Origin of the sequence: Actinoplanes sp. NPDC051513 (assembly GCF_044454685.1) — a bacterium.
Taxonomy (GTDB): domain Bacteria; phylum Actinomycetota; class Actinomycetes; order Mycobacteriales; family Micromonosporaceae; genus Actinoplanes.
The window spans coordinates 19985-43529 of record NZ_JBITDW010000029.1 but is presented as its reverse complement, the minus strand read 5'-3'; the positions used below and the strand labels follow the sequence as shown (position 1 = coordinate 43529).

Annotated in this window: 21 protein-coding genes; all 21 read right to left on the bottom strand. The window is 71.7% G+C overall.

What is annotated here, in order from left to right; genetic code table 11:
* Window positions 1–49 precede the first annotated feature (49 nt).
* The 21 genes from ACIA5D_RS44660 to ACIA5D_RS44560 all read right to left on the bottom strand — a co-directional run bounded on the left by ACIA5D_RS44660 (window position 50) and on the right by ACIA5D_RS44560 (window position 23545).
* Window positions 50–1636, bottom strand: a complete 1587-nt coding sequence (locus ACIA5D_RS44660; protein WP_396036743.1) for a MinD/ParA family protein — start codon at window positions 1634–1636, stop codon at window positions 50–52.
* 161 nt (window positions 1637–1797) lie between these two features.
* Window positions 1798–2772 (bottom strand): hypothetical protein, encoded by a 975-nt coding sequence (locus tag ACIA5D_RS44655; RefSeq protein ID WP_396036742.1) that lies wholly within the window; start codon window positions 2770–2772, stop codon window positions 1798–1800.
* An 18-nt stretch (window positions 2773–2790) separates the two neighbouring features.
* Window positions 2791–3675, bottom strand: a complete 885-nt coding sequence (locus ACIA5D_RS44650; protein ID WP_396036812.1) for an RluA family pseudouridine synthase — start codon at window positions 3673–3675, stop codon at window positions 2791–2793.
* A gap of 38 nt (window positions 3676–3713) precedes the next feature.
* A complete protein-coding gene (gene lspA / locus ACIA5D_RS44645) occupies window positions 3714–4298 on the bottom strand; it encodes a signal peptidase II (protein ID WP_396036811.1) in 585 nt (194 codons plus the stop codon).
* Window positions 4295–4717, bottom strand: a complete 423-nt coding sequence (locus tag ACIA5D_RS44640) for a TraR/DksA family transcriptional regulator (RefSeq protein WP_396036741.1) — start codon at window positions 4715–4717, stop codon at window positions 4295–4297. Before ACIA5D_RS44640 ends, lspA begins: the two co-directional genes overlap by 4 nt.
* Before the next feature lie 285 nt (window positions 4718–5002).
* Window positions 5003–6718, bottom strand: coding sequence for a potassium/proton antiporter (locus tag ACIA5D_RS44635; RefSeq protein WP_396036740.1), 1716 nt, complete (start codon window positions 6716–6718; stop codon window positions 5003–5005).
* Window positions 6715–7023 carry a DUF167 domain-containing protein gene (locus ACIA5D_RS44630; RefSeq protein WP_396036739.1) on the bottom strand — a complete coding sequence of 103 codons (309 nt, stop codon included), beginning with the start codon at window positions 7021–7023 and terminating at the stop codon, window positions 6715–6717. The genes ACIA5D_RS44635 and ACIA5D_RS44630 overlap by 4 nt, the downstream gene beginning before the upstream one ends.
* Before the next feature lie 37 nt (window positions 7024–7060).
* A complete protein-coding gene (locus ACIA5D_RS44625) occupies window positions 7061–7960 on the bottom strand; it encodes a hypothetical protein (protein ID WP_396036815.1) in 900 nt (299 codons plus the stop codon).
* Between the two features lie 36 nt (window positions 7961–7996).
* The gene (locus tag ACIA5D_RS44620; RefSeq protein WP_396036738.1) at window positions 7997–8815 is read right to left on the bottom strand and encodes a DivIVA domain-containing protein; all 819 of its coding nucleotides are present in this window, start codon (window positions 8813–8815) and stop codon (window positions 7997–7999) included.
* 43 nt (window positions 8816–8858) lie between these two features.
* Window positions 8859–9164 (bottom strand): YggT family protein, encoded by a 306-nt coding sequence (locus tag ACIA5D_RS44615; protein ID WP_396036736.1) that lies wholly within the window; start codon window positions 9162–9164, stop codon window positions 8859–8861.
* 36 nt (window positions 9165–9200) lie between these two features.
* Window positions 9201–9905: a cell division protein SepF gene (locus ACIA5D_RS44610; RefSeq protein ID WP_396036735.1), complete on the bottom strand. Its 705-nt coding sequence runs from the start codon at window positions 9903–9905 to the stop codon at window positions 9201–9203.
* 227 nt (window positions 9906–10132) lie between these two features.
* Complete coding sequence (locus tag ACIA5D_RS44605; RefSeq protein WP_396036734.1) at window positions 10133–10843, bottom strand: YggS family pyridoxal phosphate-dependent enzyme; 711 nt, start codon at window positions 10841–10843, stop codon at window positions 10133–10135.
* Complete coding sequence (gene ftsZ, locus ACIA5D_RS44600) at window positions 10840–11967, bottom strand: cell division protein FtsZ (protein WP_396036733.1); 1128 nt, start codon at window positions 11965–11967, stop codon at window positions 10840–10842. Before ftsZ ends, ACIA5D_RS44605 begins: the two co-directional genes overlap by 4 nt.
* Before the next feature lie 290 nt (window positions 11968–12257).
* Window positions 12258–13019, bottom strand: coding sequence for a cell division protein FtsQ/DivIB (locus ACIA5D_RS44595; RefSeq protein ID WP_396036732.1), 762 nt, complete (start codon window positions 13017–13019; stop codon window positions 12258–12260).
* A 4-nt stretch (window positions 13020–13023) separates the two neighbouring features.
* Window positions 13024–14457: a UDP-N-acetylmuramate--L-alanine ligase gene (murC, locus tag ACIA5D_RS44590; protein WP_396036731.1), complete on the bottom strand. Its 1434-nt coding sequence runs from the start codon at window positions 14455–14457 to the stop codon at window positions 13024–13026.
* Window positions 14454–15566 carry an undecaprenyldiphospho-muramoylpentapeptide beta-N-acetylglucosaminyltransferase gene (murG, locus tag ACIA5D_RS44585; protein WP_396036810.1) on the bottom strand — a complete coding sequence of 371 codons (1113 nt, stop codon included), beginning with the start codon at window positions 15564–15566 and terminating at the stop codon, window positions 14454–14456. Before murG ends, murC begins: the two co-directional genes overlap by 4 nt.
* Before the next feature lie 45 nt (window positions 15567–15611).
* Entirely contained in the window at window positions 15612–16988 is a 1377-nt protein-coding gene (locus tag ACIA5D_RS44580; RefSeq protein WP_396036730.1) for an FtsW/RodA/SpoVE family cell cycle protein, read from the bottom strand.
* A 69-nt stretch (window positions 16989–17057) separates the two neighbouring features.
* Window positions 17058–18161 (bottom strand): phospho-N-acetylmuramoyl-pentapeptide-transferase, encoded by a 1104-nt coding sequence (gene mraY / locus ACIA5D_RS44575; protein WP_396036729.1) that lies wholly within the window; start codon window positions 18159–18161, stop codon window positions 17058–17060.
* The gene (murF, locus tag ACIA5D_RS44570; protein ID WP_396036728.1) at window positions 18158–19543 is read right to left on the bottom strand and encodes a UDP-N-acetylmuramoyl-tripeptide--D-alanyl-D-alanine ligase; all 1386 of its coding nucleotides are present in this window, start codon (window positions 19541–19543) and stop codon (window positions 18158–18160) included. The genes mraY and murF overlap by 4 nt, the downstream gene beginning before the upstream one ends.
* Window positions 19540–21054 (bottom strand): UDP-N-acetylmuramoyl-L-alanyl-D-glutamate--2,6-diaminopimelate ligase, encoded by a 1515-nt coding sequence (locus ACIA5D_RS44565; protein ID WP_396036727.1) that lies wholly within the window; start codon window positions 21052–21054, stop codon window positions 19540–19542. The genes murF and ACIA5D_RS44565 overlap by 4 nt, the downstream gene beginning before the upstream one ends.
* 49 nt (window positions 21055–21103) lie before the next feature.
* Window positions 21104–23545, bottom strand: a complete 2442-nt coding sequence (locus ACIA5D_RS44560) for a penicillin-binding transpeptidase domain-containing protein (protein ID WP_396036726.1) — start codon at window positions 23543–23545, stop codon at window positions 21104–21106.

Genomic DNA, 23545 nt, shown 5'->3' with positions numbered 1-23545 from the left:
CTAGTCGGCCCATACGACAAGAAACGAGGGTCCACGCCGAGAAAGGCGGTCACTCCGCGAACGGCTCGACCATCATCGACGCGGCGCGGAGCCACGCCTGTTTGGTCTCCGGCTGGAGGTCCTGATACTCGATCGACGACCCGACCTCGAGCGACGGGTCGTAGGGCACGATCGCCACGCCCCGGGTACGGGTGGCGAAGTGCTTGGCGAAGTCGTTGAGCATCGGCAGCGGCCCCGGCGACGGGCACGAGATCAACGTCACGGCGTTGGACACCAAGTCGCCCATGCCGCTCTCGTCGAGCACGTCGAGCATCCAGTCGGCGGTGAACGCGGCGTCCTCACGCGGCACCGTGGTGATCACCAACTGGTCGGCCTGGCGCATCACGGTCTGCCAGTTGACGCTCTCGACGTTGTTGCCGGTGTCGACACAGATCACGTCGTGGGTACGGCGCAGCAGGTCCATCACCCGGCGCACGGTGCCCTGGTCGAGACGCTGCGCGAAGCGCGGGTTCTCCTCGCCGGCGAGCACGTCGTACGACCCGTCGGAGGCGTGCCGCAGGTAGCTGTCGAGCTCGGAGAGCAGCCCGTCGCCGTGCAGCGCCTCGATCTGCATGAGATCGGCGAGCAGGTGCTTGATGGTGCGGGCGTGCCGGGCGCTGCCGGCCCGCAGGCCGAGGGTGCCGCGCAGCTCGTTGTCGTCCCAGGCGAGCACGCCGCGGCCGCGGACGCTGCCGATGGTGGCCGCCGCCAGCACGGTCGCGGTCGTCTTGTGCACGCCGCCCTTGGGGTTGGCGAAGGCCAGCACGCGTGGCTTGCCGAGCTTGCGCCGCAGCACCGCGACGGCCCGCTCGAGCTCGTTGTCGGGCTGGGTCTGCCGCCACTCGATGCGGGCGCCGGCCGGCGAGGTGGGCGCGGGCGCCGGGGCCGGCGCGGGAGCCGGCGGGCGCACAGGCGCGGCCGCCGAGGCGCGGATCTGGGGGTAGTCGCGCTGCGGAGGCGCAGCGGGCGCAGGCGCGACCGGCGGATGGGCGACCGGCGGATGGGCGGCCGGCGGGGGCGGCGGAGCCACCGGCGCCGAACGCGCGGTGCTGGGGCTGAAGTAGCTGTGCGGCTGCTCGACCGGCGGGGCGGGAGCGGGAGCCGGCGCGGCCCGGCCCTGGTGCCGCGGATCGAGCGGGTTGATCGGTGGCCGCTGCGGCATCGGCTGGCGCGACTCGAAGGAGGAGGCCGGGGGCTGCTGCTCATACCCATGCTGCGGCGCCCGGGAATCCAAAGGCGCCCGGGAATCCAAGGGCGCCCGGGAATCCAAGGGCGCCCGGGAATCCAAGGGCGCCCGGGAATCCAAGGGCGCCCGGGAATCCAAGGGCGCCCGGGAATCCAAAGGCGCCCGGGATTCCAAGGGGTTGTACGGGCGGCGCGGCAACGGCTGCCCGAACTGCTGCTGCGGAGCCTGCGGCGGCGCCTCCCGCTCGGATTCGGCCTGCTCCTCGGCGGTGGTGCGGCCATGCCGGGCACGGTCGAGCAGCGCCCGCCAACGCGGGGCTGGTTCCGCAGGCCGGCCCCAGCCGGTCTCGGTCCCATCCACGGCTCGTCCTCCCTGCCAAACTGGTGATGCCCACGGCTGCCCGTCGCCCATGACAGGCTACGGAGCGAACCCTATTCGGGCCACTGCCCGACCGACCATCCCCGGTCGTTCTCCTTGATCGAACTTCAGCACCACGGTGGTGAGCGAGTGGCCATCCGTACGTTTCGCGGACGAGAGAACTAACGGGCGGACGGCGTTCGAGGTGCTGTTGATCACGAGCTTGGCAGCCCGCGAGCAGCACTCACATCTGAAGCTGACGGCACGGCAGTGCGCTCTTCCGGTGCCGCGGCGGATGGATCGGGCAGGGGGTCGAGACTCGCCAGTGAGTCAGATGTCACAGGGAGCCCGGACGCAGACAGTATCGGCGCGGGCGTCCGCGAGGCAATGGCTGAACCGCCGTTTGGCACAGGAATCGGAGATCCGCTCGGTTCCGCCGGGATCGTCCCGTCCTGTTCGGGCAGCGGCGGCCGGAACTCGGTGTGATCCAGCCGTCGCACCTCGGGCGCGGGATCGACCGCTCGCACTCCCGCTCTCTCCGCGACCACCTGCAACGCGGCCGGGGCAGCGCGGATCACGGCCGCGAACACACAGGCACACCCCGACCGGTACGCGTCGGCCTCGGCCCCCGCCTGGGCGGCCGCCGACTGGTACGCCCGGCGGGCCCGCGCCACGTTCGCGTCGTCCCCGGTGAGCCGCCGCCCGAGCTGGAGGTACTCCGCCTTCTCCTGGTCGCGCTGGATCGCCGCGTCGAGCATGCCGGACATGACGTCGGCGGGCAGCCGGTAGACCGGGATCCGCACCACCTGGGTGTGCTTCCCGGCCAGCGGCACGCGGGTGTAGACCTGAGCCACCGCCGCGCCGTCGAACAGGGCGGGCAGGGCGCCGGGCGGCACATAGTCGTCGAGGCTCACCAGCGCCCAGGTGTCGCCGGCCGCCGGCGCCGACGGGTCGGTCAGCGCCGAGAGCTCCTCGCGCGCATGATCGAGGTATCCGGGGACGGACTGCCCCTGGACGACCCCGACACGTACGGGATCGCCTTGAATCTCTGAAGGGGAGTCGTCGTCACGCTGGCTGACCCAGATCGCGGCGAGCAGCAGGGCGAAGGCCGACACGATGGCGAGCCCGATCAAGGACCGCAGCACGGTGGCGCCGGCCACCGGTCCCCGCACATCCTCCGCGGGTCCCACCTGACTTGCTCCCCGAGATCAGCTCGCGTCCTGAAGGACGTCCAGCGCGTACTTCAGGTCGTCAGGGTAGTCGCTGATGAACCGAACCTCATCGTGCGTTCGGGGGTGGAGGAACCCCAATTCTCGGGCGTGCAGCCACTGCCGGTTCAGCTTGAGCCGGGCCGCGAGCGTCGGATCGGCGCCGTACGTGAGATCGCCGACGCACGGGTGCCGCATCGCCGAGAAGTGCACCCGGATCTGGTGGGTGCGGCCGGTCTCGAGCTTCACGTCGACCAGGCTCGCGGAGCGGAACGCCTCGAGTGTGTCGTAGTGGGTGACACTCGGCTTGCCGCCGGTCATCACCGCGTACCTGTAGTCGGCGGTCGGGTGCCGGTCGATCGGCGCGTCGATGGTGCCACGCAGCGGGTCGAGGTGGCCCTGCACGACCGCGTGGTACCGCTTGTCGACCTCACGCTCCTTGAAGGCCCGCTTGAGCACGCTGTAGGCGAGCTCGCTCTTGGCCACCACCATCAGCCCGGTGGTGCCCACGTCGAGCCGGTGAACGATGCCCTGCCGCTCGGCCGCGCCGCTGGTCGCGACGTTCTGCCCCATCGCGGCCAGGCCGCCGACCACGGTCGGCCCGGTCCAGCCGGGGCTCGGGTGCGCGGCCACGCCGACCGGCTTGTCGACCACCACGATGTCGTCGTCGCTGTAGACGATCGTCAGCCCGGTCACCGGCTCGGCCACCACGACGGGCGCGGAGACCGGCGCGGGCAGCGTCACCTCGAGCCAGGAACCGGCGCTGACCTTGTCGGACTTGGGCCGCGGATAGCCGTCGACCAGCGCGTCGCCGGCCTCGACCAGGGTGGCCGCCGCCGTGCGGGACAGCCCGAAGAGCCGCGAGACGGCCTGGTCGAGACGCATGCCGTCCAACCCGTCGGGCACCGGCAGGGAACGCTGGGTCACTGTGCGGGCTCCGGCTTTTTCCGTACGACCCGGCGGCCGTCCCGCTGACGCCCGGTCAGCTCGAGCAGCACGGCCAGGATGACGCCCACGGTGAGGCAGCTGTCGGCGATGTTGAAGACGGCGAACTTCTCCGCGTACGGCGCGAAGAGGCTGATCATGTCGACCACGTGCCCGCGGAACGGGCCGGGGGCGCGGAACAACCGGTCGGCGAGGTTGCCGAACGCGCCGCCGAGGACCAGCCCCAGCGAGATCGCCCACGGGATCGAGCGCAGCCGGGTCGCCATGTAGGTGATCCAGCCGATCACCACGAGCGTGACCACCGGGAACACCCACGTGTGGTCACTGCCCATGCTGAACGCGGCGCCACTGTTGCGCAGCAGCGACAGGTAGATCAGGCCACCGAGGATGCGCACCGGCTCGCCCTCGGTCAGATGCTCGGTGCTCAGCCACTTGACCCACTGGTCGAGCGCCACCGCGATCACCGCGGTCAGCCCGAGCACCACGACGGCACGGCCGCTGAACCTGGGCCGGGCGCCCGGCTCCGGTTCTACCGCGGCCGATGTTGCCTCGTCGGCGTTCAGCGTCGTTCCTCCAGCTGCTTGCAGGACACACAGAGGGTAGCGGAGGGGAACGCCGCCAGACGCTCGACCGGAATCGCGTTGCCGCACCGCTCGCACCAACCGTAGTTGCCCTCGCCGAGCCGGTCGATGGCGCGTTCCACCTGTGTGATCCGGTCGCGCAGATTGTTCGCGAGAGTGATCTCCTGCTCACGTTCGAGCGTCTTGGTGCCGGTGTCGGCCTGGTCGTCACCGGCCGAGTCGGAGAGCCGGTCGCGCTGGAGTTCGGTGAGCTCGCTGAGCGAGCTGTCGTACTCACTCTGGAGATCGTCGCGGCGCTCGACCAGCGCCACCCGGATCTTCTCGGTCTCGGCCGCGCTACGCGTCCGCTTCGTTGCGGCCTTGGCGGTCGTGGTCGTGCGGGTATCGGTTGCCTTGGCCATGGTCGCTCCCTCAGCCGCACCCCCCGGCGCGGCGATCAGCGGTCTTCGGACCCGGGGCAGGGTCCCCTTTGTCGTGCCGGTCGTGGCCCACCCACCACGCCCCCCGGTGGTGCCCGGACCCGTAGATCTTGCCCCACCTGCACAAATGGCGCGGCTGAACCGACAGCCGCGCACTCCGGAGGGTGGCAAGGATACGGAACGTATCCGGCAGCGACAACAAGAGCTTCCGATCTTGTGGGAGTAAAGGTCATAAATCCCCCAGTCGGATACCTGACCGTTCCCGATTCACCGGCCGGCCGGCTCCTCGCGCCCCTCCTCGCCGAACCAGCGGGCCAGCCGGCCACGGCGGCTCACCGCGCGCAGCCTCCGCTCGGCGACGTCCCGCACGGCCGCCGTCGCCACGATGAGCAAGGCGTCGCCCGTACGCAAGCGGGTGTCCGGACCCGGCACGAAGCCGGCGCCGTCGCGGACCACCAGGGTCACCGACGCCCCGACCGGCAGGCGAAGCTCGTCGATGTACACCCCGGCCAGCCGCGAACCCGGCGCCACGTCCAGCTGGAGCAGATCGGCGGCGATGTTCTCGAGCGGCGCCGTCTCGACGTGGATCTCGGCCGGCTCGTGCGGCGCCGTGACCCGCAGCAGGCGCGAGGCCGGCCCGAGCGTGCTGGCCTGGAGCAGCGTGAAGATGATGACCAGCACGAAGACCGCGTCGAACAGGCCGTCCGCGCCCGGCGTCCCGGCCGAGAGCGGGATCGTGGCCAGCACGATCGGCACCGCGCCGCGCAACCCGGCCCAGGAGAGGAACGCCGTCCCGCGCCAGCCGACCCGGAGGGTCTCGGGCACTCCGCTGCGCACGAACGGCCACGCGCCGGCGGCCCAGCCCCGGTCGCCCGAGCGGCGCGGGCGCCGGCCCAGGCCACGGAACGAGCGGCCCAGGCCACGCAACGAGCGGCCCAGGCCACGCAACGAGCGGCCCAGGCCACGCAACGAGCGGCGCGGGCCAGGCAACGAGCGGCGCGGGCGGCGGAACGGGCGAGCCAGCACGGCCGCGACGATCACCGACAGCGGCCGGGCCAGCAGCACCAGGGCCAGGCCCACGACCAGGGCCGGCACCAGCGCGCCGCCCAGCCGGCCCGGCGAGGCGAGCAGGCCGAGCAGCACGAACAGGCCGATCTGGGCCACCCAGGCGAGGCCGTCGGCGAACCCGAGGACGGCCCGGCGGTGCGGCAGCTTGCCGTTGCCGAGCACCACCCCGGCCGCGTAGACGGCGAGAAACCCGGAGGCGTGGGCGACGGCGCCGGCCGCGTAGGCGAGGACGGTGAGGCCGACCGCGGCGATCGGGTAGAGGCCGGCCGAGGGCAGCGCCGCGTGCCGCAGCGTCCACCGGCCGGCCGCGCCCACGGCCAGCCCGATCGCGGCGCCGGCGGCCAGCTCGTAGGCGACGATCAGGACCTCGTACCACCAGGGGTGAACGGCCACGCTCGTGGCGCTCAGCAGCACGACCAGAAGGACCACCGGGGCGTCGTTGAGGCCGGACTCGGCCTCGAGGGTGGCCACGAGGCGCGGCGGCAGCCGCAACCGGCGCAGGGTCGCGAAGACCGCGGCGGCGTCGGTCGAGGAGAGCACCGCGCCGTAAAGCAGCGCCAATCGCCAATTCAGACCCAAGATCAGGTGTGCGCACAGGCCGACCACCACGATGCTCACCGCGACGCCGACCGTCGCGAGCGAGACGCTGAGCCCGAGCACCGGCCGCAGCGTGCTCCACCGCGCGGTGAGCCCGCCCTCCGCGATGATCACGATGAGGGCGCAGAAGCCGAGCGTACGGGTGAGCTCGGCGTCGTCGAAGCGGATGCCGAAGCCGGCCTCGCCGATGACCATCCCGAGCGCCAGGTAGACGAGCAGGCTGGGCAGGCCGAGGCGAGTGGACAGACGCACCGCGGCCACCGCCACCAGCAGCACCGCGGCGCCGATGAGCAGCGCGAGGTCGAGGTGCCCCGTCACGGGGCCGGGGGGCCGTCGCGCAGGGCGGCAAGACGAGTCCGGATCTCGTCGCCGGACGGCACCGTGAAGACCTTGTCGCGGCTGGTCCGGCCGAGCCGCAGCTCCACGTCGGCCGGCCGCAGCCCCAGCGAGTCGGCGAGCGCGCGCCGGACCGCCTCGGTGGCCTTCCCGTCGACCGCCGGCGCCGCCACCGCGACGATCAGCGCGGGCCCGTGCGGGCCCTCATATCGGCCACCCACCCGGTTTCGCCCGGCCCCGGGTCGCACGCGAACGGGGACGGAGAGACCTGCGGGGCGGTTGAGCATGCCTCATTGTGCAGAAGGCGTCGCACAGCGCCAGGGCCTAATGCCGCGCTGCCGCGGCGACCAGGTGGTCGACCGGGCGGCAGAGGCCGCACGGGCTGAAGCCGAGCTCGACCGCCTCGTTCACCGGGATGGGCTCGGTCAGCCGGCCGATCAGGTGCGGGCATTCCGGCAGGTGGTAGCGCGGCCGCCCGTCGACGACCAGCACCTCGGCGTCGAGCCGGGCCACCCGCGCGGCATCGGCGGGGCTGACCTTCTGCGGCAGCGGCTCGTCGGCCGGATCGTCGTCGTCGGCGTCGTCGAGGTCGAACGCGGCGTCGTGCTCGGCCACCGCGGAGGACTCGGCGTGGGCGGCGGCCTCGGGCCGGCGCCAGGCGTGCTCATCGGGGTTCTCGCTGCGGGCCGCGTTGATCGCCTCGGCGGCGAGGTCACGGTCGGGATCGGCCAGGTCGGGGTCGCGGCGCGCACCCGAGGCGCCGGTCATGCCGGCGGCGGCGTCGCGACGCCCGGCCTCGAAGGCCTCGTCGTAGACCTCGTCATAGGCCTCGGCGTGCCCGGGCTCGCGCTCCGGAGCGGGCTCGGGCTCCTCGAGATCCACGTCGTCGTAGGCGACCGGCTCGAGCTGGACGGTTTCCCGCTTGTCCGACAAATCGGACTGGGCCGATTCAGCGGCGAAGGTCGCGCCCGCCGGGGCAAAATCATCGGTGATGCGCTCGGCAGGCGCGGGCTCCGCGGCGTACTCGGGCGCGGTGGGGCCGGCTGCGGGCTCTCGGGCGGCCCGACGGGCCGCTCCGCTCTGCCGCGCGCCGATGACCAGGGCGACCGCGGCCAGCAGGCTGGCCACGATCGAGCTGATCAGAAGGTTGCTCGATCCGCCGGTGAGGCCCAGCACGAGCAACGTCACCGCGACGAGGATGAGCAGCAGGCTAGCAACGATCATGGCTCATCCTCGTCGAGGTTCCGGAAGGAAGTTGGGTCAGCGCCCGGACTCGATGGCGCCCGTGCGGGAGCCGCCGTACGACCCGGCGAGACCGGCTGCGGCAAGGCCGCCGGATCCGCCGACCGCACGGCTCGAGTCGGCACGCGACAACTCGGCGTCGAGGCCCTGGCCCCGGCCGTCGAGGTCGCGCAGCTGGCTCTCGAGGTACGCCTTCAGTCGAGTGCGGTACTCGCGCTCGAACTGCTTGAGCTCCTCGATGTGCTTCTGCAGCGCGGAGCGCTTGGCGTCCAGGCCGCCCATGGCTTCCTGGTGCCGCTGACGCGCGTCACGCTCGAGGGCGTCGGCCTTGGCGCGAGCCTCGCGGGTGACCTCCTCCGCCTTGGAACGGGCGTCGGAAAGGAGCTTGTCGGCCTCGCGGCGGGCGTCGGCGACGTGGTCGTCGGCGGTGCGCTGGGCCATCATCAGCACCCGGAGGGCCTGCTGCTCACCGTCACCGCCGGCCCCGCTGGGCGCGCCGACCGGGCCACCCTGGGCCCGCACCTGCTCCAGCTCGGCCTGCATCTGGCGAGCGGCCTGCTCGGCCTGCGCCTTGTCCCGCTGCACGCGGTCGAGCTGCGCTTTCACATCGTTGAGCTCGGCGGCAAGACGGGGGTCGGCACCCGAGACGGCTGGTGCGCCACCTCGGCCGCCGCGCTCCATCTGGGCGCGCAGCTCGCTGTTCTCCTCGATCAGACGGGCGAGCTCACGCTCAACCTCGTCAAGGAAGGCGTCGACCTCCTCCTCGTCGTACCCCCGCTTGCCGATCGGGGGCTTCTTGAAGGCGACGTTATGCACGTCGGCCGGGGTCAGCGGCATCGAAACTCCTCGGGTCAGTCGCGGCCGCGGTTGGGGCTGCTGTCTAGCTGTACGTCACGATCAGATTCTTGAGCACGAACTCCATGAGCACGAACAGGATAACCAGCAGCACGATGAACGCCAGGTCCAAGCTCACGTTACCAATGCGCAGCGGTGGGATCACACGCCTCAACGCCTTGAGAGGCGGATCAGTGACGGTCCACACCGTCTCGAGTGCCGCCGAGGCGCCCCGGCCGGGCTGCCACCGCCGTCCGTACTGGAGCACAGCGGACAGGACGAACCTGGCCAGCAGCACCAGAAAGAAGAGGTACACGATGAGGTAGAGGATCTGGAAAAGGATCGACAGCACGTCTGAGGGTCCCCCGGTCGGGTCAGTTCTGCCGGGTCAGCTCTGGTTGAAGAACCCACCCTCTGCGATTTTGGCCTTGTCCTCCGCCGTGACCTGGACATTTGCCGGCGAGAGCAGGAAAACCCGGTTGGTCACGCGCTCGATCGTACCCCTAAGGCCGAACGCCAGACCCGCCGCGAAGTCGACCAGTCGGCGGGCGTCGCCCTCATCCATCTCGGTGAGATTGATGATGACCGGCACGCCGTCGCGGAAGTGCTCGCCGATGGTCCGGGCCTCACGGTACGTGGTCGGGTGCAGCGTCGTGATCTGGTACCGCTGCTCCTCCTCGACCGGGCGCGACTGCGGCTGCGTCTGGTGCACCTGCTGCGGCGCGAGGGCGAGGTTTTCGCGGGTGGCGTAGCTCGACGTGGTCGCGGGCTCGCTCGCCGTGGTCGGCCGGGTGATGGAGCGCACGCGTGCCCGATCCGTGTTTTCCACTCGATCGTGGTCGTCGAGGTCGGCGCGGGACAGCCGCTCCGAGATCCGCGACCGCTCGCTGCGGGCGCGCGGGACGGCCCGCTCCTCCTCGACGTCGTCGTCCTCGTCGCCGAACTCCTCGGCGTACCGGTCGGACGAGTACCGGTCGCGGTCGCGATCGCGGTTGCGGTGGTAGGAGGTCTCGCGGTACTCGCGGTCGTCGTACCGCTCGTCATCCTCCTCGACGAGGCCCAGCCAGACGCCCGCCTTCCGAAGCGCGCTCATGCCCCCACCTCACTCCGCACCCCGGCGAAAGTGCCGACCCGACCAGCCATGTCCCCCACCTTTGTCCGCTGAGCGGCCCGCGCCCCCTGGCGTACCGCATTCCCCCCTTGCACGGGCCGGAGTCCGAAACGGACGGGCGACCCGCGGCGAAACCGTGCTGTTCCCCGCGACCCTGTTCCCGGCGGCGCGGTAAACAACACCTATGTAGTTTGCTGCCCGCCGCAAGGCTACCGCAGCGGGTTTCGCATTCCGAGCAAAGAAGTGCCGATCCGGACGTGTGTCGCACCGTGCCGGACGGCCGCTTCGAGGTCGCCACTCATGCCCGCCGAAACCGTGGTCGCCGCCGGGTGCGCCGCGAGCAGGCGCCGGTGCAGGACGGCGAGCTGCTCGAACGCGCGGTCCGGGTCCCAGTCCTGCGGCGCGACCGCCATCAGCCCGCCCAGTCGCAGCGACGGCGAGGCCGCCACGGCGTCGGATATCCGCCATAGATCGTCGCCGGCCGCTCCCCCGCGGGCCGGATCGCCGTCGATGCTCACCTGCACGAGCACCTCGAGCTTTCCGGGGCGCTCGTCGCAAGCGTGCTCGAGCGCCGAGACCAGCCGGAGCGAGTCGACCGACTCGACCACATCCGCGTACCCGGCCACGGATCTGGCCTTGTTGCGCTGAAGCCTGCCGATGAAGTGCCAGCGCGGCGTCGCGCCGGCGGCGCGCGCCTCGGCGGCCTTGGCGGCCGCCTCCTGATCGCGGTTCTCCCCCACGTCGGTGACCCCGAGCCCGGCCAGCAGCACGACGTCGCTCGCCGGGTACGTCTTGGTCACCGCGACCAGGGTGACGTCCTCCGCCGGCCGCCCCGCACGCGAACACGCGCGGGCGATCCGCTCCCGCACCTCGGCCAGCGAGGCGGCGAGCTGGTCCTGACGACCGGCGGTGTCTATCACGAGCCGTTCTTGAGGAAGTCCGGCACGTCCACATCGTCGAAGAGCACCCGGCGCGACGTCTGGGCCGGCGCGGGCGTCGGCGTGGTGACCACCGGCGCCGAGGTGGCCGCGGCCGGTACGGACGTCGACTGGACCGGCGGCGCCTTGCGGGCCGGCTCGGCCGGCTTGTACGACGGCGCGCCGCCGTCGAACCCGGCCGCGATCACGGTGACCCGCACCTCGTCGCCGAGCGCGTCGTCGATGACCGCGCCGAAGATGATGTTCGCGTCCGGGTGGGCCGCGTCGGTGACCAGCTGCGCCGCGTCGTTGATCTCGAAGAGCCCGAGGTCGGAGCCGCCGGCGATGGAGAGCAGCACGCCGCGGGCGCCGTCCATGCTCTGCTCCAGCAGCGGGCTGGAGATCGCCTTCTCGGCCGCCTCGACGGCGCGGTTGTCGCCGCGGGCCGAGCCGATGCCCATCAGCGCGCTGCCGGCGCCGCTCATCACGCTCTTGACGTCGGCGAAGTCCAGGTTGATCAGACCCGGCGTGGTGATCAGGTCGGTGATGCCCTGGACGCCCGAGAGCAGCACCTGATCGGCCTGACGGAACGCGTCCATCATGCTGATGCCACGGTCGCCGAGCGCGAGCAGCCGGTCGTTCGGGATCACGATCAGCGTGTCGCACTGGTTGCGCAGCTCGTCGATGCCCGCCTCGGCCTGGACCTGGCGGCGCTTGCCCTCGAACGAGAACGGCCGGGTGACCACGCCGATGGTGAGCGCGCCGAGCTTGCGGGCGATGTTCGCCACGACGGGCGCGCCGCCGGTGCCTGTGCCGCCACCCTCGCCGCACGTCACGAAGACCATGTCGGCGCCCTTGAGCACCTCCTCGATCTCGTCGCGGTGGTCCTCGGCGGCGTTCTTGCCGACATCCGGCTGAGCGCCGGCGCCGAGGCCGCGGGTGAGCTCGCGGCCGACGTCGAGCTTGACGTCGGCGTCGCTCATCAGCAGCGCCTGAGCATCGGTGTTGATCGCGATGAACTCGACGCCCTTGAGCCCCACCTCGATCATGCGATTCACGGCGTTGACGCCGCCACCGCCGATACCGACCACCTTGATGACGGCCAGGTAGTTGTGTGGAGGTGTCATCGGGCTCAGCCTTCCCTTCGGGGTTGGCGGATGTCGTGGGCCCCGTGCGGTCCCGGCCAGGAATCCGCATGTCGAACATCCGCTGCCGTGTAAGGGAGGGCGAGGAAACCCTCACCCTCTACTAGAGGCTTAGGGTTATGTCAACCATTCAACCTCTGGAGGCAACGTAAGCGGACGGCAGGCATCAACCAAGGACCGGCGCGGCGTGTCGAGACCCGCTTACGTGGCGAATATCCGACGCGGCCGTAACCTCCCGCAAAATACGCCGTTCGTGCCGCAATGTCCGACTATCAGCGGATCGTCACGACGGACGGCGCGCTGACGTCGATCTCCTTCGAAGCCTTCTTCAGCAGCGCCGTCGCGACCTGGCTCTTCGTGTCGCTCTGGGTGTCGTCGCCCCAGATCACCGTGCGGCTCTTGCTCAGTTCCAGCCTGATCTGCGCGGGCGCCGCCACCGAGATCGACACCAGCTGCTCGCGCAGCTCGGGGCTGAGCGCGCCGAGCACGTTCAGCGCCGACTTCGTGTTCACATCGGACGGCCCGGGAGTCGCGGTGCGCACCAGCGGCAGCCCTTCCGGCTTGCGGGCCACCTCGCGGTAGGGCATGCCGGTCGCGTCGATCAGGGTCAGCTTGCCGGGCGCGGCGGGCACGGCCGCCACCGGCGTGCGCTCGACCACCTCGACCACGAGCGTCGACGGCCAGCCCCGCCGCACGGTCACCCGGTCGACCGCCGGGATGCCGCGTACCCGGGCCCGCACCGCGTCCAGGTCGACCCGGGCGAGCGGCTCGTCCTGCGGCACCGCGGCGGCCTGCTCGACCTGCAGCGGGGTGACCAACTGGACGCCGACGACCTTGACCTGCCGTACGGCGAGCACCGAGGTGCCGTAGACCGTCCAGACGAGCGCGCCGGCGACGAGCAGGACCCCGCCCGCGACCGCCCACGGCAGGGCCGCCCGCATCCGGCGCTGGCGGGCGCGCGCCATGAACCGCCGGGCCGAGGACGGCACCGCGTCGGTGTTCGCCCGGACCAGCCGCCAGTTGCGCCCGCTCATGTGATTACTCCTCGTTGCCCTCTCCGGCGAGCGCGGCCAGCAGCTCGTCGCCCATCAACGAGATCGGCGGGGCGCCCATGGTCACGACCACGTCGCCGGGCCGCGACCGGCGCAACACCTCGGCCGGCACGTCCTCCCAGTCGGGGACGAAGACCTTGCGCTCGGCCGGGAGGTCGATCGCGGCGGTCAGCGCCACCCCGCCCTCGCCCGGCCCGCGCACCTCGCCCGGACCGAAGACCTCCATGACGATCACCTGGTCGGCGATCGCGAGCCCCTCGGCCAGCTCGGCCTGCAGGTCGCGGGTGCGGTACACCCGGTACGGCTGGAAGACCACCAGCAGGCGGCCGTCGCCGGCCACCTCGCGCAGGGTCAGCAGCGCCGCCTTGACCGAGGTCGGGTGGTACGCATACTCGTCGTAGACCCGCACGCCGGCCACGATGCCCTTGCGCTCGAAGCGCCGGCGCACCCCCGGGAACGAGGCCAGCGCCTCGGTGATCTTGTCGAGCGGTAGGCCCAGGCGCAGCGCGGTGAGCACCGCGGCCGCGCTGTTCAACCCCATGTGCCGGCCCGGGAGCGCCAGCTTGATCTCGCCGAGCGGCCGCCCGTCGAGCCACGCGTCGTAGCGCACGCCGCTCACCGTGGAGACCACCTCGGCGATGCGCAGATCGGCGAGCTCGCTCTCGCCGTACGTGTAAACGGTCTTGCCCTGAGCGCGAAGCGCCGCGATCAGATCCTGCGTGCCCGGATCGTCGGCACATGTCACGACGAAACCGGAGGGGTCGGTCAACGAAGCGAACTCCAGGAAGCCCGCCTTGAGCCCGTCGAGGTCGCCCCAGTTGTTGAGGTGGTCGCCCTCGATGTTCGTGATGATCGCGACGTGCGGCCGGTAGATCAGGAACGACTTGTCGCTCTCGTCGGCCTCGGCCACGAAGTGCGGCCCGGTGCCGTGGTGGCCGTTGGAGCCGGCCTCGGAGATCTCGCCGCCGATCACGAACGACGGGTCCTGCCCGGCGTGCTGCAGGATCACCGTCATGATCGAGGTCGTGGTGGTCTTGCCGTGCGTGCCGGCCACCGCGATCGTCTGCCGGTTGGTCATCGCGGCGGCGAGCGCCTCGGACCGGTGCATGATCCGCAGGCCGCGGCGGCGCGCCTCGACGAGCTCGAGATGATCGTGCGGGATGGCGGTCGAGTAGACGACCGTGTCGACGCCGTCGAGGTTCGAGGCGACGTGCGCCATGTGCACCGTGCCGCCGAGCGCGCGCAGCGCCGCGAGCGCCGGCCACTCGCGCAGCTCGCTGCCCGAGACCGGCACGCCCCGGGTGAGCAGCAGCCGGGCCAGGCCGCCCATGCCGACCCCGCCGATCCCGATGAGGTGCACGCTGCCCAGGTCTTCGGCGGTCAACTCGCCGGCCGGGGTGAGCTCGGAAGAAGAGATCATCTTGCCTTCGCCACCGCTTCCAACACAAACTCCAAGAGGGCCTCGTCACCGTCGCGGCGTCCGTACCGCGAAGCGGCCGCGCCCATCATCGCGAGCCGCTGCCGGTCGCGTGCCAACGGGATGATGTGCTGCTCTATCCACTCGGGAGTGAGCTCGCTGTTGTCGACCAGGACGCCGCCGCCCGCCTCGACCACCGGCAGGGCGTTGCGCTTCTGTTCCTGGTTGCTGTGCGGGTACGGCACGTAGACCGCCGGCACGCCGAGCGCGGTCGTCTCGGCCACCGTGATCGCGCCGCCCCGGCAGAGCATGAGGTCGGCCGCCGCGTACCCCAGCTGCATGTCGGAGAGGTAGGGGATCACGACGTACGGCACCGGGAGGTCGTTGGGCACGTCGAACGGGTCGTTGCGCCCGCCCTGCACATGCAGCACCTGGATGCCGGCGTGCGCGAGCCGCTTGGCCGCCGCCGCCACGGCCAGGTTGATCGTGCGGGCGCCGGAGGAGCCGCCCGAGACGAACAGCACCGGCAGGTCGGGGCGCAGGCCGAACTGGTAGAGCGCGTGCGGGCGCAGCGCGGCCCGGTCGAGGTGGGTGATCGCGGTGCGCAGCGGCACGCCGACCACCCGGGCGTCGCGCAGCGACTCGGCCTGCTGCGGCTGGGTGGGGAAGCCGACCGCCACGTTCTTGGTGAACTTCATGCCCATCCGGTTGGCGACGCCCGGCGGCACGTTCACCTCGTGGATGACGATGGGCACCTCGCGGCGCCACGCGGCCAGGTAGGCCGGGACGGAGACGTACCCGCCGAAGCCGACCACCACGTCGGCCTGCACCTCATCGAGGATCTTGCCGGCGGCGTGCGCGGACTTGTACATCCGGTCGGGGGTGCGCAGCAGGTTCAGGTTGACCGAGCGGGGCAGCTGGAACGCGGGAATGACCCGCAGGTCGTACCCGGCCGCCGGGATCAGCTCGTTCTCCATGCCCTTGGGGCTGCCCACGGTGGTGATACGCACGTCCGGGAAGTGCCTCTTCAGCGCGTCGGCGAAGGCGAGCAGCGGATAGATGTGACCACCGGTGCCTCCTCCGGCGAGCACGACCGACCGCAGCGACATCACCGTCTCCTCTCCCATCAACCGCCCCACCCACCGCCCTTAACCGGACTAAAGACGGCCTTTTGTGCCAGCGGGCGCCCGGCCGGAACCCGGCTGCCGTTGCGGGGGGAGCGGCGGCAGCGGGGCCCAGAGTAGCCGCACCCATCTCGCGGGCGGACGGGCGTTCAGGGCCTTGGCCGCGTCCGGCTCGGCGCGGGCGAACGAGGCGAGCATGCCGATCGCCGCGAGCGTCACGACGAGGGCGCTGCCGCCCGAGGAGATGAACGGCAGCGGCAGGCCGGTGATCGGCAGCATGCCGGTCACGCCGCCGACATTGATCACGGCCTGACTGACCAGCCAGGTCGTGATGGCCGTGGCGGCCAGCCGGCGGAACGGGTCGGCCGAGCGGCGCGCGATCCGGAAGCCGGTGTACGCGAGCACCGAGAACAGCGCGAGGATCACCACGCAGCCGACCACCCCCAGCTCCTCGGCGACCACGGCGAAGATGAAGTCGTTGGAGGCCTCGGGCAGCCAGTTCCACTTGAGCACACCCTTGCCCAGCCCCACGCCGAACCAGCCGCCCTCGAAGATCGCCGAACGGGCCTGGATGATCTGGTAGCAGGCGTCGTTGAGGTTGCACTTCTCGATCGGCTGGAGAAAGTTCGTGAGCCGGGCGAGGCGGTAGTTCTCGTCGTCGCCGGTCGAGCCGGAGCCCGCGCCGCCGGAGGCCGCCGCGATCAGCAGGCCGACGCCGGCCAGGCCGAGCACGCCGAGCGCCGCGAAGACCCGCAGCCGCACCCCGGCCGCCCAGAGCAGGCCGACGATCAGCGCGAGCAGCACCAGCATGGTGCCGAGGTCGTTGTAGCCGACCAGGACGAACAGCAGGCCGACCATGGGGAACAGCGGGCGGGACAGCTCGCGCCAGTGCCCGAGCGCCGGGCCCTTGCGGGCGATCACGTCGGCGCCCCAGAGCACCATGCCCAGCTTGGCCAGCTCGGCCGGCTGCAGGCCGACCGGGCCGAGGTACAACCAGAGCAGGTTGGCGTGGATCGGGCCGAGGATGGGCTTCTCGAGCGCGCCGACCGAGACGAGCGCGCCGAGCAGATCGAGGATCGCGAGCAGCACGATGGCCACGCCGAGGATGTACTTGCCCAGGTCGCGCAGGGTGCCGGCGGGCAGCCGCTGGCAGACCCAGAACATCACGAGGCCGAGCAGCGCGTAGACCGTCTGATTGGCGATCGACGAGAAGGCGTTCCCGTTCTCCGCGTACGCCTTCACGCTGGTCGCCGAGAAGACCATGGTCAGGCCGATGAGCAGCAGCAGGCCCGAGCTGGCGATCAGCAGGTAGTACGAGGAGAGGGGCCGGGCGAGCAACCCGTGCACGGCGGGCAGGAGCTGCCTGCTGAGCGACGGGCGAGCCACCTTTTGTGTCCGGTCGTCCGCCATGGACACATCATCGTGCGGCCGACACGCCAGCCGTTGTCGCCACGCTGGCGTGTCGCCGCTCGATGTGACTCAGCCCATGACCGCCAGGAAGTCCGAGTAGAACAGGCCCAGCCCGATCGCCACGCAGATGCCCGCGACGATCCAGAACCGGACCACGATATTGACCTCGCTCCAGCCGGCCAGCTCGAAATGGTGCTGGAGCGGCGACATCCGGAACACCCGTTTACCGGTGGTCTTGAACGAGATGATCTGGATGACCACGGACATCGTGACGATCACGAAGAGGCCGCCGATGATGATCGACAGCAGCGTGGTGCGGGTCGACACGGCCAGGCCGCCGATCAGGCCGCCGAGGCCGAGCGCGCCGGTGTCGCCCATGAAGATCCGGGCCGGGGACGTGTTCCACCACAGGAAGCCCACACAGGCGGCCGCCGCGGCGGCGGCGATCATCGCGATCTCCAGAGGATCCCGCACCTGGTAGCAGTAGTCGTTGACCCGGGCGTAGTCGGTGTCGCCGCACCAGTGCCGGTACTGCCAGAAACCGATCAGCGCGTACGCCCCGAGCACCAGGATCGAGGCGCCGGTGGCGAGGCCGTCGAGACCGTCGGTGAGGTTCACGCCGTTGGACATCGCCATGATCACGAACACGAACACGATCACCGAGCCGACCTTGCCGACGTCGAGCCAGCTGATGTCCCGGATGAACGAGATGTGCTCGCTCGCCACGGTCTGGCCGTTGGTGCTCGCCACGTACAACGCCGCGATGCCGAAGCCGGCGCCGACGATGAGCTGGCCGAGCAGCTTGCCCTTGGCGCTCAGTCCGTCGGAGTTGCGCCGGCGCACCTTGAGGAAGTCGTCCAGGAAGCCCACCACGCCGCAGAACACGAACAGCCCGAGCAGGACCAGGGCCGTCATCGTCGGGCCCTCTTGCGCGATCTGCCGGTCGGGCAGGGTGGTCAGGGCGACGTGCCCCGCCACGTACGCGAAGACGGTGGCCACGATGAAGGCCACGCCGCCCATCGTGGGCGTGCCCTTCTTGCCCTGGTGGCTGGCCGGGCCGAGGGTACGGATCGGCTGGCCGGCCTTGAGCGCGGTGAAGACTCGGATGGCCACCGGCGTGCCGAACAGCGAGATGATGAACGCGACCGCGGCCGCGACTATGACTGCCCTCACGGGCGACCCTCCTCGGGACGCAGTCCATCGACCACGTCCCACGTGCGGTACCTGGACCCTTTCACGAGCACGACGTCGCCGGCCCGCAGATCCCCCCTGACGATCTCGAGCGCGGCGGCCTGATCCTCCGCGAAGATCGCCTCGCCGGTCCACCCCTGGACCCCGGCGGCGCCGTCCAGGATCGGACGGGCATTCCCGGCGACCGCGACGAGCCGGTCGACGCCGAGCTCGGCCGCGAGCCGGCCGACCTCCTCGTGGCCGTCGCGCTCGTGCTCGCCGAGCTCGGCCATGTAGCCCAGCGCGGCGATGCGGCGGCCCCCCGCGCTCATCGCCGCCAGCGCGTGCAGGGCGGCCGCGGTGGAGGACGGGTTCGCGTTGTAGGAGTCGTCGATCACCGTGACGCCGTCCGGGCGGACGAAGACGTCCATCCGCCGGCTCGACACGATCCCGATCTCGCCCAGGGCGCTCACGACGTCCTCGAAGATCATGCCCAGCGACAGCGCCACCCCCGCCGCCGCCAGCGTGTTCGCCACCTGATGCCGCCCGGCCACCCCGAGCCGGACACTTCCGACCTGCTGATTGAAATGCAGCGTGTACGTGGCTTTGCCCGCGGCGTCGAGCGCCACGTCCGTGGCACGGACCTGGGCTCCGGCCGCCTCCCCGGTGAGCAGAACCCGCGCCCGCGTCCGCGGCGCCATCCCCGCCACCAGCGGATCGTCGGCGTTCAGCACCGCGACCCCGGTGGCCGGCAGCGCCTCGACCAGCTCGCCCTTGGCCAGCGCCGTCCCCTCGACCGAGCCGAACTCCCCGATGTGCGCGGCCCCGATGTTGAGCACCACGCCCACCTCGGGCCGGGCGATCTCGCAGAGATAGCGGATGTGCCCGATCCCCCGCGCCCCCATCTCGAGCACCAGGAACCGGGTCTGCTCGGTCGCCTGCAGCACCGTGTACGGGAAGCCCAGCTCGTTGTTGAGCGACCCGGCCGGGGCGATGGTCGCCCCATTTCTCGCCAGGAGCTGGCCGATGTAGTCCTTCGTCGTCGTTTTCCCGGACGAGCCGGTCAACCCGACGATCGTCAGCTCCGGCAGCCGCTCGACCACGGCCCGCGCCAGCGAGGCCAGCGCCGCGAGCGGCTCGTCGACGACGACACCCGGCTCCCCGGTGTCCCGGGTGCTCAGCACGGCCGCGGCGCCGGCGGCGACCGCCCTGCTCGCGAAGTCGTGCCCGTCGGCCTTCTCGCCGGCGAAGGCGACGAAAAGCCCGCCCGGCCCGATCTTCCGGGAGTCGTACTCGACCGGCCCGGTCACGGCCACCGACGGCGAGGCGTTGACGAGACGCCCCCCGGTGACCTTGGCGATCTCGTCCAGAGTCATGCGGATCAAGAGCCACTCCCCAGGGCCGCCGCCAGTTCGACCCGGTCGTCGAACGGCAGCATCTGCCCGTTGACCTCCTGGCCCCGCTCGTGTCCCTTGCCGAGCAACGCGATCACGTCGCCGGGACCGGCGAGCCGGACCGCCTCGTCGATGGCGGCACGCCGGCCGGCCACCTCGATCACCTTCGCCTTTTCCGGTGACAGCGCGGCCTCCTCGGCCCCCGCCCGCACGGCCGCGCGGATCGCCGCGGGGTCCTCGGTGCGCGGGTTGTCGTCGGTCACGATCACCAGGTCGGACCCGCGCGCCGCCGCCGCGCCCATCAGCGGGCGCTTGCCCTTGTCGCGGTCCCCGCCCGCCCCGATCAGGCTGATGACCCGCCCGCCGCGCCCGGCAGCAAGCTCGCGCAGGGCCGTCAGGGCCGCCACGATCGCGTCCGGCTTGTGGGCGTAGTCGACCACCCCGAGCACCTCGCCCGGCGCGTCCACCCGCTCGAGCCGTCCCGGCACCCCCGGGCACGCCGCGATCCCCCGGGCCGCGACCTGGGCGTCCACACCGACCGCCACCAGCGAGGCCAGCGCGAGCAGCGCGTTCGCCACGTTGTGCCGGCCCGGCAGCGAGACCCCGGCCTCGACCGTGATCCCGCCCGGCCCGTGCGCCACGAACCGCTGCCCGAACGCCGACGGCCGCACCTCGTCGGCCCACCAGGTGGCTTCCTTCGCACCGGCGGCCGAATACGACACCGTGGCCGGCTTGAACAGCGGCTTCAGCGCCGGGTCGTCGTAGTTGAGCACCTCGACCCGGCTGCGCCCGTCGAAGAGCCGCGCCTTGGCCGCGAAGTAGTCGTCGACATCCGCGTGGAAGTCGAGGTGGTCGAGGCCGAAGTTGGTGTAGCCGCCGACCGCGAACCCGATCCCGTTGACCCGGCCGACCGCGAGCGCGTGGCTGGAGACCTCCATGACAACCGCGCTGACGTCGCGCTCGGCCGCCGCGGCCAGGATCGCCTGGAGGTCGGTCGCCTCCGGCGTGGTGCGCACGCTCGCCACCACCAGGTCGCCCAGGCGGGTCTCGACCGTGCCGATCAGCCCGGTGACCAGGCCGGCGGCGCGCAGCCCCGATTCCACGAGGTATGCGGTCGAGGTCTTGCCGGCCGTGCCGGTGATGCCGATCATCGTGAGACGCGCGGAGGGGTCGCCGTAGATCGCCGCCGCGGCCGCGCCGAGCAGCGCCCGCGGGTCGTCGGCGACCAGAGCCGGTAGCCCGGCCGCCCGCGCCCGCTCGAGACCGGCGGCGTCGGTCAGAACCGCCACCGCGCCGGCGGCCACGGCCCCCGGGATGAACTCGGCGCCGTGCCGGTTGGCCCCGGCGAGGGCGGCGTACAGGTCACCGGGACGCACGTCGTTGCTGCTGTGCGTGATGCCGGTGACCTCGACGTCGACGCCGGCCAGCGCCGCCGGCAGCAGGGCCGCCAAGCGCTCCAGCCGCGTCGGCGCGACGGACTCGGGACGGGGAATGCCGGACACGGCGTCAGACCCTACCCGGTGCCCGCATACGAGAAGAAAACGCCACGGCTCACGGATGGATGCGGAACTTCGGCGGCGGGGTGGTCGACGGCGGCACCCGGTAGTGGAGCAGCGCGTCCGACATCATCTTGCTGAACGCGGGCGCCGCCACGTCGCCGCCGGTGCCGTGCGGCACCTCGGCCGAGACCGCGATCACGAACCGCGGGTTCTCCGCCGGCGCCATGCCGATGAACGACCCGTAGTTGCTGCTCGTGTACTTTCCGTCGATCAGCCGCTTGCCGGTGCCGGTCTTGCCCGCCACCCGGTAGCCGTTGACCCGAGCCTGGGTGCCGGTCGCGTCGTCCTCGTCGACGACCGCCTCCATCATGGTCCGCAGCTCCTTGGCCACCTCCGGTCGCAGCACCCGGTGCGTCTCGGGCTCGGCCGCCGGCATGACCTTGCCGTCCCGGCCCGAGATGACGTCCTTGATCAGGTGCGGCTGGATGTACACGCCGTCGTTCGCGATCGCCGCGTACCCGGCCGCCATCTGCACCAGGGTCGCGTCGACGCTCATCCCGATCGGCACCGAGCCGGACGCCGAACCGCTCCACTCGTCGGGCGCGAGGATCCTGCCGGGCACCTCGCCGGCCACGCCCTCGTTGGTCAGCTTGCCGAGACCGAACTTCTGCTGGTACTCGTACACCTTCTGCTTGCCCAGCCGATCGGCGATCAGAATGGTGCCGACGTTGGACGACAGCGCGAGGATGCCCGGAATCGTCATCTTGGTGCCCTTGGGCTGCATGTGGCTGTCCTGGAACGGGTATCCGCCCCGCTCCAGCCCCGGCCCGACGGTTATCGCCGAATCGGGCGTGATCACGCCCTCCTCCAGAGCCGCTCCGATCATGAACGCCTTGTGCACCGAGCCCGGGTCGGCCACGATGCCGCTCGGCACGTCGTCCCGGTTCGACGGCGACACCTCGAGCGGCTGCGCGGCGTTGTACGGCGGGTAGCTGGCCTGCGCGAGCACCTCGCCGGTCTTCGCGTCGATCACCACGGCGCCGCCGATCGACGCCTTCCAGTCGCGCAACTGCTCGCCGAGGATGCGCTGCACCTCGTACTGCAGGTCGCCGTCGATGGTCAGCTCGATCGAGTTGCCCGGCTGCGGCTCCGTGTAGCTCTGGTAGCCGCCCGGGATCGGCGCGTCCAGGTCGCCCTTGCCGATCTCGAACTCCTGCTTGCCCGGTGTGCCGCGAAGCAGCGAGTCGTAGCGCGCCTCCATGCCCTCGAGGCCGGAGTTGTCGGCGCTGGTGAAGCCGATCAGGTTCGCCGCCAGGTCGGCGCCCGGCGCGTCGCGACGCTCGTCCTGGCGCACCACGATGCCGTCCAGCTCCATCGCCGCGATCCGCTCGCCGACCGCGATGTCCACGCCCTGCGCCAGGAACTCGAAGCGGGACTGCCGCCCGTCCGCCCGGGTGTGCTTGGTCATCTTGGGGATCAGCTTGGACTGGGCGACGCCGAGCAGCGGCGCGAGGACGGCCGCGGTCTGCGACGGGTTCTTGACCAGCATCGGGTCGGCCGCCACGTAGCGCGCTTCCACGCTGTGCGCGAGCACGGTGCCGTCCCGGTCGAGGATGCTGCCGCGCGGCGCGGGCAGGGTGATCGCGCTGATCCGGTCCTCACGCAGCTTGACGAGCCGCGCGGCATCCGCCGGGGACGAGGCGACCTGGAGCACGACCAGCCGCACGCCGATCATCACGAACAGCGAGAGCGCCAGCACGGTGCCGAGCCGCAGGCGCCTGGTGGAATTGGCCAGCTTGGGCGGTTCGGGGGCGATCGCGCGCACGGCGCGGCTCTTCGCCGGCGGCTTCCTGGCCGCCGGGCTCTTGGCAGGGCTTTTGGCCGCCGCCGGCGACCCCTTGGCAATGGTCCGGCCAGGTGGCTTTCCGGCGGCTTCCTTGCGCGTACGGGCGGCGAAGGGCGACCGGGCGTCACGCGTGGTCTTCGCGCCCGACCGCGCGCCGTCCCGCACCCGGACACCGCGTCCCGCGGCCCGCTCGCGGCGCTGCCGGAGCTCGTCGCCGTCGTCCTCGGCGGCCTCCGGACGGCGGCTGCGCGGCGGCTCGCGCCGCGGGTCCCGCTGTCCTGTCCGGACGGGCTTCTCGGTCTTCGCGCCGGTCTTGGTGGCATCGCTGGTCTTGGTGGCATCGCTGGGGGCCGGCGGCTCGGGCTCGGCCGGTCGCCGGCCACGCTGCGGGCGCCCGCCGTCGAGCACCTGGAGCGCGGGGCGGAACGGGTCGGTGGTGCGGCCGGCTCGCGGCGAGCGGGTGCGCTGGTCGCGCTCGGCCATGGTGCGACCGCGCGGGGTGTACGCCCGCGCGTCGCCGATCCCGCCGAAGCCACGGCTCCGGCCGGTGTCGGGGGTCTCGTCGCCCTCGGTCGGAAGGTCGCGAGACGTACCGCGCCGGGGCGAGTCGCCCCGGCGCGGTGTGTCGTCGTCGTTGCGCGGCGACAT